The organism is Lutibacter sp., from assembly GCF_016342705.1.
Classification (GTDB): domain Bacteria; phylum Bacteroidota; class Bacteroidia; order Flavobacteriales; family Flavobacteriaceae; genus Lutibacter.
In genome coordinates this window covers 200,722-214,110 of sequence record NZ_JAEINV010000001.1, presented here as the reverse complement: position 1 = coordinate 214,110, position 13,389 = coordinate 200,722, and the positions used below count along the sequence as shown (strand labels likewise).

At 31.4% G+C, this 13,389-nt stretch carries 10 protein-coding genes; all 10 read right to left on the bottom strand.

What is annotated here, in order from left to right:
• Positions 1-2 precede the first annotated feature (2 nt).
• The 10 genes from pelA to JEY78_RS00725 all read right to left on the bottom strand — a co-directional run bounded on the left by pelA (position 3) and on the right by JEY78_RS00725 (position 13,375).
• Complete coding sequence (gene pelA, locus JEY78_RS00770; protein ID WP_291846001.1) at positions 3-2,051, bottom strand: pectate lyase; 2,049 nt, start codon at positions 2,049-2,051, stop codon at positions 3-5.
• A 3-nt stretch (positions 2,052-2,054) separates the two neighbouring features.
• Entirely contained in the window at positions 2,055-3,677 is a 1,623-nt protein-coding gene (locus JEY78_RS00765) for a glycoside hydrolase 43 family protein (RefSeq protein ID WP_291846000.1), read from the bottom strand.
• Positions 3,674-4,723: a Gfo/Idh/MocA family oxidoreductase gene (locus JEY78_RS00760; protein WP_291845998.1), complete on the bottom strand. Its 1,050-nt coding sequence runs from the start codon at positions 4,721-4,723 to the stop codon at positions 3,674-3,676. The genes JEY78_RS00765 and JEY78_RS00760 overlap by 4 nt, the downstream gene beginning before the upstream one ends.
• Complete coding sequence (locus JEY78_RS00755) at positions 4,723-5,955, bottom strand: glycoside hydrolase family 88 protein (RefSeq protein ID WP_291845997.1); 1,233 nt, start codon at positions 5,953-5,955, stop codon at positions 4,723-4,725. The genes JEY78_RS00760 and JEY78_RS00755 overlap by 1 nt, the downstream gene beginning before the upstream one ends.
• A 5-nt stretch (positions 5,956-5,960) precedes the next feature.
• Positions 5,961-6,419 (bottom strand): cupin domain-containing protein, encoded by a 459-nt coding sequence (locus JEY78_RS00750; protein WP_291845996.1) that lies wholly within the window; start codon positions 6,417-6,419, stop codon positions 5,961-5,963.
• Positions 6,420-6,424: 5 nt separating this feature from the next.
• Positions 6,425-7,432 (bottom strand): DUF4861 family protein, encoded by a 1,008-nt coding sequence (locus tag JEY78_RS00745; RefSeq protein ID WP_291845995.1) that lies wholly within the window; start codon positions 7,430-7,432, stop codon positions 6,425-6,427.
• Between the two features lie 25 nt (positions 7,433-7,457).
• Entirely contained in the window at positions 7,458-8,342 is an 885-nt protein-coding gene (locus JEY78_RS00740) for an alpha/beta hydrolase (protein WP_291845994.1), read from the bottom strand.
• An 86-nt stretch (positions 8,343-8,428) separates the two neighbouring features.
• Positions 8,429-9,880 carry a right-handed parallel beta-helix repeat-containing protein gene (locus tag JEY78_RS00735; RefSeq protein WP_291845993.1) on the bottom strand — a complete coding sequence of 484 codons (1,452 nt, stop codon included), beginning with the start codon at positions 9,878-9,880 and terminating at the stop codon, positions 8,429-8,431.
• A 117-nt stretch (positions 9,881-9,997) separates the two neighbouring features.
• Entirely contained in the window at positions 9,998-11,548 is a 1,551-nt protein-coding gene (locus JEY78_RS00730; protein WP_291845992.1) for a DUF5123 domain-containing protein, read from the bottom strand.
• Between the two features lie 39 nt (positions 11,549-11,587).
• Entirely contained in the window at positions 11,588-13,375 is a 1,788-nt protein-coding gene (locus JEY78_RS00725) for a RagB/SusD family nutrient uptake outer membrane protein (RefSeq protein ID WP_291845990.1), read from the bottom strand.
• Positions 13,376-13,389 lie beyond the last annotated feature (14 nt).

Genomic DNA, 13,389 nt, shown 5'->3' with positions numbered 1-13,389 from the left:
AATTAATTAATACCCTGATTTGTTTCATACCATAAATGATCTGAATTACTCTTGTTATTACCTAAGATTTTTTTAATTGAATATTTTTTTAATTGTGATTTTTTTAATTGATGTGACCAAGAAACTCTTTTTGCTGAATTTGCCCCATTTCCAGTAGATTTATATTCCGCATAATAGGCTGTTTTCTCCGCTTCTGGTTTATCCCAATTGTGCCAACCCTCAGGCACTATATGATTTGCCATTTCGCAATTTACAAATGCCGTTTTAGCATAAATTCTCCAAGGTCTGCCCAAATAAACTTTTGTAACACCTTCATTAGCAGTTAATTTGCAATTTTTAAAAACATACCCATATTTCTGATTTTTAGGGGTTGATGCTGCAGTTATATAAGAATTTTTTTTACTATGAATTGTACAATTTTCAAATAAAACGGTGGCTTTTCCAAAAATAAAATCGGTTGTTCCTTCAATATAACAATCTTTAAAATATTGTCTATTTCCGTCTCCAGAAGTATATAAAGTATCTTGATTTCCTAAAATATTACAATTTGTAATCACAACTTTATCAGAAAATACAGATAATGCAACTGCCTGACCTACTTCACCAGACGTGTTTTGGATTGTTAAATTTGTAGCATAAAAATCATTGGCTTCAACCAATAAAGTATAGGTGTAAAAAGTGCTATTTCTCCCTAAATTCATTTTACCAAAGTAGTCATTGTAAGTAATAATAGTTTTCTCTTTACTTTCACCAATTAAAGAAATATTTGTATTCCATTCATGAACCTTTATTTTTTCGTAATAAACACCATCTTTCACAAAAATAGTGACTCTTTGGTATGGAAAAGATTTTGAAGCGTTAATTGCTTCCTGAATACTTGTATAATCTCCACTTCCATCAAGAGAAACAACTACATTGTATTCATTAATTGGTTTTTTTTTTACACTTTCCTTTTCAACTATAGAAATCTTATTTTTTTTAATCCATTTCGGATACTTTTTTAACACCTCTTTTGGCTGATCTGTATACCAACCATATCCCTTTCTTCGTTCATCACCAATTTCCGCTAAAGTTGCCTTTTTTATACCATCTCTATCACAAAAGAATGGAGTATTGTCATCTAACTCCATAAAACGAGCCCAAATAGGCAGAGCCGTAGCATCCGGAATCATTTTTTTATCAATGATTTTTCCTTTTTCATTATAAACTTTATCTTCCCTAAGCCCCGTGATTTTTACCTTTTCAAACCAAGCTACTGCACTGTTAACTGCTGTAATAATTTCATTTGATGGATTTTCAATTTCCATTAATAGCAATACAATTTTTGCAGATTCTTTCCCACTTAAAGAAGGTAATTCATATGCTCTGGCTTTGGCTGGTAATAGCGTTTTTTCATCGTGTTGTGCGCACCAACTTGTTAGCACTCCATTTTGTTTGTATTGTGTTTTTAGAATACAATCAATTCCCTTATCAAATGCTACTTTTACTTTTTCAATAATTTCTTTTGATGGTTTTATGGAGAAATAATCGGTTTCATCTTTAATTTCTTTCATTACATTTAAAATATTTACCATAGAATCATCATTAAATGTAATATGTGTATAATATCCCTTTTTTAAAGGATAAAATTGAGGCCAACCTCCACTTTCATACTGTGCTTCTAAAATATAATTTAGTCCTTTTAAAAAGGCCGTTTTATAGCGTTGATCTGGCACTTGTCTGTACATTTTAGAAAGGAAAACCATTTCATTATAGGTTGCACCATTATCTGTTGTAACGTTATGATCATCACTTTTTAAAAGTTTTAACTCCTTTATTTCTTCTTTAGTTAAAGGATTTTGCATTTGAATATTTTTTGGCCATCCGCCAATATCTCTTTGATATAATAATACATTTTCAGCAATATCTTTAGCTTCTTGGGAACCAAACCAAGTTCCTTCATCAATGCTTGTAATTTTATCCCAAGATTTATCTAATACTTGCGCCTTTAAACCAGTATTTACTAAACAAGTAACAAATACAATAATTATAATTTTATTTAAATAATTCATTTTTTATTTATTTAATTTATTTATTCTAAACCAATCAATATCAACACTTCCAGCATCATTTGTATTTCCTTTTCTCAGTGCTAAAAAGCCTATTTTTGCACCAATCCATTTTCCTTCACTTGCTAAAAAACTTGAACCAACAGACTTGAAATTTTCTCCATTTTCGCTATAAAAAAAATCACAAACTCCACCTTTATTTACTTCTACCTTAAGGTAAATAGTGCTATTTTTTAATTTAAAGGATTTACTTTCCAATTCCACACCATTATTATCCGCATTTTTGCAAATAACTTGAGAGATATACAATTCTCCATTTTGTTTTTGTACACTTAAAAAACTGTAATCTAATCCCATTATTAAAAGTCCAATTTTTTCACCATCAGAACGTGCATTAAACGTCACTTTTGTTGTAACAGTAAATTCTTCTGCAGGAAATTTTTGAAGTAATAAGTTTGGAACTTCATATAAATTAATTGCATTATCTGGAATTGGACGACAATACATTGTATAATAACCTAAACTTGATGGAAAGCCCCAATATACTTGTGGATTTGCGTGCCATTGCCATTGCAAACCTAATTTTGGACTGTTAAATTCATCACTATCAAAAGGTGTAACTATTGAATATTCTTTTCCTACATTGGGCTTTTTATACGTTGAAACAGGCTCACCAATGCCATTTTTATCATCATCATTTCCAATAACTGGCCAGTTATTTATCCATTTCATAGGTTGTAAATGCACAATTCTACCATAAGCACCTTTATCCTGAAAATGAAAAAACCAATCTTCACCTGTTTGGGTTTGTACCCAAGCACCTTGATGAGGACCATTTATATCCGTTTTTCCTTGCTCTAATACTTTTTTCTTTTCATAAGGACCATAAATATTTTTTGATCTTAATACAGTTTGCCAACCTGTTGAAACTCCTCCAGCAGGAGCAAAAATGTAATAATAGTCATTGTATTTATAAAGTTTTGGTCCTTCAATGGTTGATTCATCTATATGACCATCAATAATTAATACCTCATCATTATTTGCAACGGTGCCTTCTTCATTCATGGTACAAACAACCAACAAACTTTTAATTCCTGCTCTGCTACCTGCAAACGCATAAGCTAAATACACTTTTCCACTATTGTCCCATAAAGGAGTTGGATCTATTAAACCTTTTCCTTCTTTTACTAAAATTGGGTCAGACCAAACTCCTTTTGGGTCTTTTGCTTTCACCATATATATTCCAAAATCCGGATCTGGATAATAAATATAAAATTCGTTATTATGAAATCTAATACAAGGAGCCCAAACACCATTTCCATGTTGTGGCTTATCAAAAACATTATAAGGAGGTTGTTTTTGAAGCGCATAATTAACCAATTCCCAATTTACCATATCTTTAGAATGTAAAATTGGTAAACCCGGAACACAGTTAAAAGAAGATGCAGTCATATAATAATCATCTGCAACTCTTACCACATCCGGATCAGAATAATCTGCATGTAAAATTGGATTTCTAAAAGTTCCATCCCCATTATCTGCCACCCAAACTTTTGAAATTTCAGTATTTCCTTGACCGAAGAATGAAATAAAACTTAACAAAAACAATACGACGCTGCATTTTCTCATAAGTTTATCACCTTTTTTTCTTTATTACTTTTTATGGCAGCTTCAATAATTTTTATCACATTCCTTCCTTCTGTTCCAGTTACTGGTACTGGTTTGTTATTTCTGATAGTTTCATAAATTCCATCATAATATTCCATATAATTTCCATTTGAAGAAGTAATATGTTCTTTAATGATTTTACCACCTATTTCTGTATGCAACAATCCTTTTTCAGCTGCTGGTTCTGTTCCCCAACTTTCTGAATTAGGCATTTTTCCCGCTTGAAGATCCACTTCTTGGACATCTCCTCGAGATTTTATGAAAGAGCCTTTTTTTCCATGAAAAATAAAAGCAGGTAATCCTTCTCGCACAAAATAACTTGATTTTAGAGTTACTCGATGCGACTTGTAATACAGTTTAACATCAAAAAAATCTTCAACTTTTGAATTTGGACGAAAACTATCCAAATCGGCAAAAACTGCATTAGGAAAACCAAACAAAAACAACGCCTGATCAATTAAATGTGAACCTAAATCATATAAAGTTCCTGTTGCAGGTGTTGGAGTTTCTTTATGAATTTTATAACTTAATTTTGAATCAAAACGATCGTAGTGTATTTCAGCATCTACAATTTCTCCAAGTACCTTTTGATCTAAAATTTTCTTTACACTTTTAAAATCGCTATCGTATCGCCTATTTTGATATACAGAAAGCACTACATTATTCTCCTTGGCCAGGTTAATTAACTCTTCAGCTTCTTCAACAGTTGCAGTAAAAGGTTTTTCTATAATAATATGTTTTCCTGCTTGTATAACTTGCTTCGCAAAATCAAAGTGTGTAATATTTGGTGTATTTACTATTACCAACTCAATAGTATCATCTTTTAACATTTCTTCTAATGATCGAAAAGTTTTTATAGATGGATATTTTTCTTGCCCCAGATTTTTTGTTCTTTCTAAAACAGCAAATAAGTTAAATTTAGGATTGACAAAAAGGAATGGTGCATGAAACACCCATCCGCTCATTCCAAAAGAGCATAAAGCAGTATTTATAGGTTTATAATTCATTATTTATCCAATTCTAAAGCTGCTAAAATAAACGGTCCAGTTGCTTTTGGATCATTATCTTTTTTTCGCTCATTTACATAATATTCATAAGAGCCATCTCTATACGGGTTTCCTCCTAAACCTGCTACGGCACACGCTTGAGTTATTACTACTTCTCCTGATTCAGAAATTTTCACAAGATCTCTTGTTAAACCATCAAAAGCTTTGTTTGCATGTTCTTTGTATTCTTCAGGTAAATATCCTTTATTCACTCCCTTTGCAAAAGCATAAGCGAACATTGCAGTTCCAGATGCTTCTAAATAATTTCCCTCTTTATCTCCCATATCAGTTACTTGATACCACAGTCCTGACTCATGTTGAACTTTTGCAAGTGCCACTGCCAATTGATTTAAATAACTAACCAATTCTGCTTGTTTTGGATGTTCTTTTGGAAAATAATCTAACACATCTACCAAAGCCATAGCATACCAACCTAATGATCTAGACCAAAAGTTTGGAGAAGTTCCTGTTTTTTTATTTGCCCAATCCATTGCTTTACTTTCGTCCCAGCCATGGAATAATAAACCTGTTTTAGTATCTAAGGCATGTTTTTGAATTAATTCGAATTGTTTGGCAACATCATTTAAATTTTTACCGTTTTCATAATCAACAGTATATCTTGCATAAAATGGTTCTCCCATATACAAACCATCTAACCACATTTGGTTTGGATATCTTTTTTTATGCCAAAACCCACCTTCATTTGTTCTTGGATGCTCGTCTAATTGTTTACGCAACAGCTGCATGGCTTTAAAATATTTTTCCTCTTTTGTTGTGTTGTATAAATTGAAAAGAATATTACCAGCTTCAATCATATCAATATTATAATCTTCAAACTTATAACTTGGTATTGCTCCTGTGCTATCAATACAAGCATCTGCATACCCTTTTATGTAGTTAAAATACTTTTCATTACCTGTATTTTTGTATAACTGTTCAAAAGAAGTTAAAACCAATCCATGCACATAATCCCATTTTGGCGCTGTTTTATCGTCAATTTGATAAGCTTCTGGATGATGCTTCATTAATGTTAAAGCCATTCTCTCAGACCATTTTAAAGAATCTGAAATAACTTTATTATCCCTTAACTCCACTTCCTGAACTTCCTTTTTCTCTTGCTTACAACTTGCGAAAGTTGTTAATCCAAGAAAAAATATTAATAGAATAATTGTACTATTTTTATATGTATTCATATACTTTAATTTTTTTGATATTTTTTAATAACAAGGTATTTTAATTGCGTTTCGCCAGCATTAGAGATTCCGTGCATTTGCATTGAAGGACAATATAAACTTGTGTATGGACCAACAGAAATACTTTCTCCGTCTAAATAGAATTTTGCGGTGCCTTCTAAAACAAAAAAGAATTCATCTTCTATATGTTTATGTGGTGCGTGCGTAGCTTCATTTGGAGCAACAACACTCATTTTAAGAGTTCTCCCATCCAAAAAATCTTTATCCGCAAACCAATATTGATAACCAACTTTAGTTTCAACAGTTTTATCTGCTGAAAATTGGTTTACGCAATTTTCAATAGTATAAACTTTAACGGAATCGGTTGGCTTTTGATTTTCTTGAGCTACAGCAGATTGATGTGTTAAAAACACAAAACATATTATTAAACTTAAAAATACATAGTTCATTTTAGAAGTTTCCATAAATCCTATTTTAATGTATTTGTATTGTTTAATTCATTTAATTTTTCATCTAAATAAGTTAAAAAATCAGCTTCTGTTTTTATGCCATCTTTTTCTTGTTCCCAAGCACCTAAAAAGTAAAAAGAAATTTCTTTAGTTGAAGGCTTAAAAATTATTAAATGGTCATGTTCCCATTCAGTGACTTCTGCAACTGTTGCTATTTCATAAAAAATTGCCATTCCTAAATTGTCAGGCTCAACAGCTAATGTTTGCTTGCCATAAGTGGCTATATATCCCCATTTTTTATTGGTGCTTTCTTTTGTAAAATAATTCACTCCATGCTTTACAATACCTGTACAAATTCCTTCCATCTCTTTTGAAGCTTGAATGGTGTGTTTTGTATAACGTTGATTGGGTGTTATTGCTAAAACCGAACTAAAATCTATTTTATTATCAGCAGTTTTCCAACCATTGTAATTTACTGTAACAACCGATTTGTCAATAGCGTTTTCAACTTTAGCAAAAGTAGAATCCACTTCATTAAAATGTAAAACTTCTTTATTTACAAATCTTCCAATTGCTCCAATTCCTAAGCCTTTTCCAGCTTTTAAAATATCTTGCCCCCAATCGGATTTTTCATGATAGGAATCAAAACCATCTTGACCAACTTTTGGTAGAATAATACTATCTGTCACTTTTCCAAAAATATCAATACAATTTCTCCAATCTAAATACAACCTGTACGCTACTTTATCACTTTCCCAGCCTGGCCCTTCATATCTTATATACCAAGAATGATCTGTATGTTCTGCTGGTACTTTTAACTCGGTTACATTTTTAAATGTTCCTTCCATATATTCTCTACCTTCCCAATGCCCACCTTCTTTAATGGATAACTCCGCATATGTTTTGGCAGTTTTTATGTTATATGTTTCTTCTGGAGTTGCAACTTCAACTGCTTTTTTTTCTTCCTGATTTTTACAAGCTATAAGACTTATAAAAAATAAAATTGCTGTAAATTTTAATGCTTTCATATTTTTTGAATTTTATATTCTGATGCTATTTTTCTTTAAATATTTTATCTAAAAAGTTTGTTATATATTGAACTGTTTCTTTAAACCAAGGATGAAATAACCAAAAGGAATGAGGACTATTTTCTATTTTTTCAGCTTGATTAAAAATACTGTATTTATTTAAAATTTCAATCATATCATCTTTACCTGCCAAAAAACGAGGATATTGACTTCCTATAAATAATATTGGCGGGGTGTTTTTATTTGTATGTGAAAGTGCAGAAGCTTCTGTCCAAGTTTCAATTTTATCTTTTGAATTGCCACCTAACCACAAACTTGCCATTTCTCCTTCTTCAGATTCTGGATGATTAAATGCCAAAATTCCATCAATATCTATAATTGCATTTACTTCTGATGATTGGTTGTATTTGCTATTTCCTTCTTCGAAATTTACATTATTATTGGTTGCGCCAATTAAAGCGGCCATTTGTCCGCCAGATGAACACCCCAAAATTGCAATTTTTGTAACATCAATATTAAATTCTTTTGAATGCTCTTTAATAAACTGAATTGCATTTTTAATATCAAAAATTCCCGCTGGAAAAATTGCTTCAGGCGATAATCTGTATTCAACAGAAAAGCAGGCATAACCATTAGAAGCTATATGTTGAGCCATTGGCTGCATATGCAATTTATTTCCTGATTTCCAACCTCCACCATGAACTAAAATTACAGCAGGTTTTAACTCCTTACTTTTATTATAAAAAGCATCTAAATGTAATTTTCGTTCTCCAATTTCATTATAAACAATCTCTTTTTTTTCAACAACATTGTCAAATATTTGAGGGTTTACAATTTCAATTTCTGGAAATTTTTTCAAATATTTTGTGTAAGAACTATAGACTGTATAACTTGTGTCTATTGTTTTCATCTGTTGAGAATTTACATGAAATGCAAAAACTAAAAAGAAAAAAATTATATGTGAACTTTTTAAATTCATAAATATTAATAAAACAATTAATTACTTTCAAAAGCGCCTAAATCTGGAGCTGAACCGTTAAATGGCAATCCAACATTTATTCCTTTATCAATTAAATCACTATCTGATTTTAAGTGAAAGAAATTTACTTCTGGTAAACTTCCATCAGATTTTCTTGAATTTAATAATTGATTATAATCTATACTTTCAAAATCATCAGAAGTTACAGAAATTCCGTTTTGCCAACTATTATTAGTAATATCAACAACTGTGGAACTTACACTTCCTAACGTTCCTAAAACACTGCTGTTTTTAATAGTTAGTTTTTCTAAAGGGTTAGTGTTACTAAATGAATAATTTTTTCCATTATCATAAGCTGAACAGTTGTACATTGTAACATTTCCTCTATTACTATTGTGATCAAAACCATCAAAAACATTTCCAACAGCAATACAGTTTTTATAAATTGCATTGTGCTTTAATAACTTATCATCGCTTCCACCTGTTTTAAAACCATTACCGTCACCATTTCCTTTGGAGCCGCTTTTTAAATAGCCATTTTTAATTGACCAACAGTTTTCATAGGTAGTTGTAATATTATCTGTCCCTCTTAAATAACCATCCCAACCATCATCTAAATTTTGCCAAGCTCTACATCCAATAAATTTATTTCCCGTACCTGCAGTTAATTTACAAGCAAAACCGTCTGCATTTTCAATTGTTGGATCTGCATTAAAAAACGAATCACAATTTAAAATAGTATTGTTTGATGCTCCACCATCTATCTGCAAACCCGTATCAGAACATTCAGAAAAAGTGCAAAATTCAATTACATTATTACTTCCTTTTATTTGCAATCCATTATCACCTGCTTTATAAATATCAATTCCTTTTATATGCCAATAATCAGCAGTTAAAACAATACCTTGATTTGCTGAATTTTCTACCATTGATGAAAAATCTAATTTTGGCCTATTCTCACCTTCTTTCCCTATTAAAGTGATTTTATCTTGCGCATTTCCAGAGATGCTAATACTAATTTTACTGTTTAAAGTATACGTTCCTTCATTTAAAATAATTGTACTTCCAGCTTTAATATTTGAAAGCGCATTTAAAAGTTGGGTTGAATTTGAAACTTCAATAGAATTATCTGTTCCGGTTTCAAAACTAGATATTGTAATTTCTTTAGTGGCAATTACAACGTTTTTATCTGTTGCGGTAGCCGTAACAACAACTTTTCCATTTTTTCTGGCCTTTAAAATTCCATTAGAAGAAATAGTAGCAATAGAATCATCTGAAGTTGACCAAGCAATAATTTTATTATTCGCATTTGTTGGCAAAACAATAGCAGTCATTTGACCTGTTGTACCCGAAGTTATGTTAGATCCACTAATAGTTATTGATTGAACAAAAACAATTTCATCAGGATTTCCCTCCTCTTTTGAGCAAGAGATAAGTCCAATTAAAAGAAATAAATATATGAATCTCATTTTTAATTTATGATTACCTTTTAAAAGATATTTTAAATTTAAGTTGATAATAAAAGAGGTATGCTAAAATGCATACCTCTTTTTATAGTAACCTATTTATTTATGCATTACATTTTATTAAATTCTCCAGCGTGGATCTCCAACTTGGTTATCTAATAATGTTTGATTTGAAATTTTAAAATTACCTGCAGATGCGTCAACAAAACCAGGGTCTAAAGCCGTATGAGTTCCTGAACCATCATATATTAATTGAGAAGAATCAAAAAATCCAGGTGCATTAAAATAATTATTATTTAAAAATGTAGGACTTGGATCTGTTCTACTTTGGTTTGAATAATAGGCAGATGTTTCCGCAAACAAATTATTTTTAACTGTTATTTTGTTTGATTGGAATCTAACATATAAAATTCTATCATTTGTATTAGAAACACCAAATAACGTACAACTTTCTAAAAGAACGTTACAAGTAAATCCCGATTGTGTTGATGTTCCTGCATCATCCAATCTGAAAAAATCACGCCCAGGTGCACAATTATTAAATGTACTAGTTTTAACTGTAACATTTAAAACGTCTGAATTTCTAAAGTCAATAAAATCACCTCCGCTTGTTAAAACATTGGTAACAATACTATTTTCAACTATTACTGATTGGACAATAGCTCCAGTAACATTTCCTGCAATAAATGAACGTGCATAATCATGAACATTACAACCACTAACTAAAAGTGAATTATAATTTCCAACTTCGGTATATCTTATTACATCTGATAAACTTGTACCATCATCTCCCAACAAATCTAAATCAATTAAATTTACATCAGTTGCTCCTGCATTAATTTCAAAATTAACTTTTAAAAGTGGTTTGTTGTAACTTCTTAACCCTTGAATTGTAATTGATTTATTTAATTTTATTGTTCCGGTTTGTGAAGTATAATCACCCGCTTCTAACAATAAAATATCACCAGGAGCTGCATCAGCAATCATTTGAAATAAATCATCTTCTATTGTAACCAACGTATTATCTCCTACATCTATTCCGGTAGTAAAAGTTGCAGTTCCTCTAGTTTTAGCATTGTTTAATAATACTGCACTATAATTAGTTTCACTGGTTAATCCAGTTACAGTAGCAATTCCATCAATTTTTTCCTGGGCATTAATGTCATGCTTAATATCTCCAGGATTTATTACAATTTGTGTAACATTGCTATTAGGCACCCATCTAAATGTAGCTTCTAAAGCCTTAATATCGCCCGCTTCTTGGGGTAACATCAGTTGTTCTGTTAATGTAGTCGCTTCCCCAATTGCCCATTTAGATTCGTCCAATCCTATGGCGCTAATTGCTTTTACTCTTATGGAATAAACAGTTTCTCCTTCTAATGCCACTTGAATAGGTAATTCATCTGCTCTAACTTCAATGGATTTATAAATGTTTGCAAAAGTAGGATCATCCGCACTAAATTCTACCACGTAATAATCTACATTATCTTTTGTAGTCCAATTTAATTCAACTGTTGTTTGGTTTCTAACTCTAGCTGTTAAACCAACTGGAGCAAATTCTCTATCTACTAATAGATTATCTATAACATCAACATCGTAGTCACAACTTAAGACTGTGAATGTAAGGAATAGCATCACTAATAATTCTTTTAATATATTCTTTGCTTTCATAATTTTAATAACTTTTTATTTATTATTAACTTTTGAAACTTAATAGTTATAGTCGTTAACCAATTTACCATTACTTCCATCAATAAATACTTGCCAAATTGGCCAAAATTGTCTGTCATCAGGATTTACACCAGTTTTAAAAAGAGAGTTGATTTTATCATCAACCAAAGATTGCCAAGAAACTGCAGAATACTCAATCCCTGGGTTTTGGTTTTCATTTCTATTTAAACCGTAAATATCTAATGTTACATTGTCTTCTTTATATTTAAAATACAATGTTGTTGGCACATCTGCATATTCTCCAGTTCGATCTTTTAGATTCACCATTTTTGATTTAGCTTGTTCTAAATTTGTTTTTAACAAATTCCAACGAATAAGAGATTGTTTACGCTCCATTTCTCCAGTAAACTCAAATTTATGTTCCTTCACTAGCGCATTAAACATACTTTCCTTACTTGACAAAGCATTTACGTAGGCATCTACTTTTTGAGCTTGATCTGCAGATTTAAACGCTCTTTTTCTAATTTCTTTTAAATAAGGTGCCGCTGCGCCAGGCCCTTCTAATTCATTAGCTGCTTCTGCTGCGATAAACAAAACTTCAGCATAACGCATGTAAATTTTATTAACGCCATCATCATTGGTAGATGTCACATATCTATTCATCCATTCGTAACGGTATTTTCCGAAATACCAGGTATCTAAGCTTCCTAATTCTTGTTGTGCAATTCCATTTGATGGTGTTCCATATCTATATGGAACACAAGTAACATCTCTACGAGTATCTGATTGATCAAAATCATAAAAAACTGTTGGAAGTGGGCCTGCCAAACCTCCTCGGCCTTGACCTGTAAATTGATCAGGTTTTGTATGTCTAACTGCAAAAGAGAATAAAACTCTTCCTCTACCATCAGAAAATGGAATTTCCCAAAGTGATTCTCCACCAGCTGTTGTAATTTCCTGATTGTATTTTCTCCATAATCCTTCAAAAGTTGTTTCTAAACGCGCTGTTCCACTTTGAATTACATCACGACATTCATCTAAAGCCAATTTATACATTTTATCCACTGAAAGCTCTGCATCACTGCTTCTTCTAACGCCATCAGGGTATTGTTGATAGCCGCTTGCTACCATTGCTAAACGTGCTCTTAATCCTTTTACAAAAGCTTTATTAATTCTCTCTACACTTGTAGTTGCTGATGTTTCATTTGGCCAAGCAACAAGTGTTGCAGCTTCCCCTAAATCTTCAATTATTTGTTTGTAAACTACATCTCTGCTTGATTTTTCTATATAGATAGTTTCAGAATTGATTGGCTCAAAACGAGCTGGCACATCTCCCCAAGCTTTTGTTAAATCCGCATAATAAATTGCGCGCAATGTTAAAGCTTCACCTAATAACTGTCCAAGTTCAGTTCCTGGTTCTGGATTTCCAAAAGTACGTAACCCTCTAATACAAATATTTGCACGCTCAATACCTAAATACATCATTGCCCAAGCATTATTCTCAGTATTCATTTGAGAATTGTTTGGCATAGTATTGTATACACATAGATCTGCTTGAGAATCATTTAATTTATCTGAATTAAGATTCCATTCCGTATCTGTATTAAATCCGTAGAATGGAATAAAACGACCTCTGTAAGAGTTTGTTTGTCCAAAAGGCTCTTTAATTCCGTCAACTGCTCCTTTAGCTAAACCAGGTGTAGAAAAAATGATAGATTCATCTAAAGTTGATTTTGCTGGCGCTTCTAAAAAATCATCGCTCAAGTCTTGGCAAGAAGCAAAAATTCCAGCTATTATTATTCCTAAAATTATTATTTTATGTTTCATCTTCTAATAAATTT